Origin of the sequence: Mesorhizobium sp. M0184 (genome assembly GCF_040322215.1) — a bacterium.
Taxonomy (GTDB): Bacteria; Pseudomonadota; Alphaproteobacteria; order Rhizobiales; family Rhizobiaceae; genus Mesorhizobium.
The window spans coordinates 1-1,081 of sequence record NZ_JAMYSZ010000096.1 but is presented as its reverse complement, the minus strand read 5'-3'; the positions used below and the strand labels follow the sequence as shown (position 1 = coordinate 1,081).

The window sequence follows — 1,081 nt, the reverse complement described above, 5'->3', positions numbered from 1 at the left end:
CGCAAAAAACCGCCACTGCCGCGCCCATGTGGAAAGACCTCAGAAGCAGCGCTTCGTGCAGATTGCCGACGAAGAGCAGATCACATCCGGCGTCAATGAGCGCGCCTGCAACCTTAACCAAGCCAAGCCCGTAGGCGTCGCTTTTGACGACAGCGGCTATCCTTACCTGCGGCCCAACGAGGGCCGATATAGTCTGAAAGTTCGCCTGAATTGCGCTGAGATCGATTTCGAGTACAACATCGGCAGGTCGTACCGAGGTCAACATGTCTTGCTCTCCACCTCCTCGGCTCGCCCTTCGAAGCACCGCAATTTCGTCGGGCGACATGTAAACCGTTACATCGAAAAGCTCAGTTGCACCATAGCTCCTGCCACACGCCAGAGAGCACGAGCGTTCGTCCTAGTAGTCATCGTAATATATACAGACAAACAAAGAATTTCCATAAGTCTTGCAAAAGACATTGTAATCTTATGTAAATTCCAATTACAGAATTGTTTCAGAGGCGCAACATAAAATTCACGGAACTCCCCTTCCTCCCTTTCAAACCCCACGCTACAACCTTGTTCGACACGAGACCGGAGAGCTGCAGTGAATGGCCGGGTTAAGATCCTGATTGTTGGGCATGGCGTACTTGGTGGGGCCGTTCTTGATTTTCTCAGCCAAAGCGGCAGACCCTACGATCTGCACGTTGGAGCACGAGATCTGCAGCGCGCCTCCTTGAGGGTCAACCTCGCAAAGTACACTTCGGTAAACCTCGGATTCTCTCCGGCCATCGAGATAGTACCGGTGGATTTGATGAATACAGAGGCTACGGCAGAGAGCCTAGCGGCCCTCCGTCCTGATATAATTTTTAATGCCACGACGTTGCATTCTTGGTGGCGGATAACGCAATTGCCGAGCGATGCCTATCAGCAGATCGACCGAGCACGCGGCGGCGTATGGACGCCTATGCATCTAGTGCTCGTACGACGCCTCATGAGAGCTGTGCGGCAAGCTGATGTGGAGACCATCGTCGTAAACGCATCCTACCCTGACGTGACGAATGCCGCGCTTGCGGCCGAGGGTCTCTCGCCGACAATTGGG

General features: G+C 53.7%; 2 protein-coding genes. One reads left to right on the top strand and one right to left on the bottom strand.

What is annotated here, in order from left to right:
* On the bottom strand, window positions 1-265 hold a 265-nt coding region (locus tag NKJ23_RS34455; RefSeq protein ID WP_352685176.1), incomplete at its 3' end, for an alanine racemase.
* 321 nt (window positions 266-586) lie between these two features.
* On the opposite strand from NKJ23_RS34455, the gene NKJ23_RS34450 reads away from it, so the two are divergent.
* Window positions 587-1,081: NAD-dependent epimerase/dehydratase family protein (locus NKJ23_RS34450; protein ID WP_352685174.1), on the top strand; the 495-nt coding region annotated here is incomplete at its 3' end.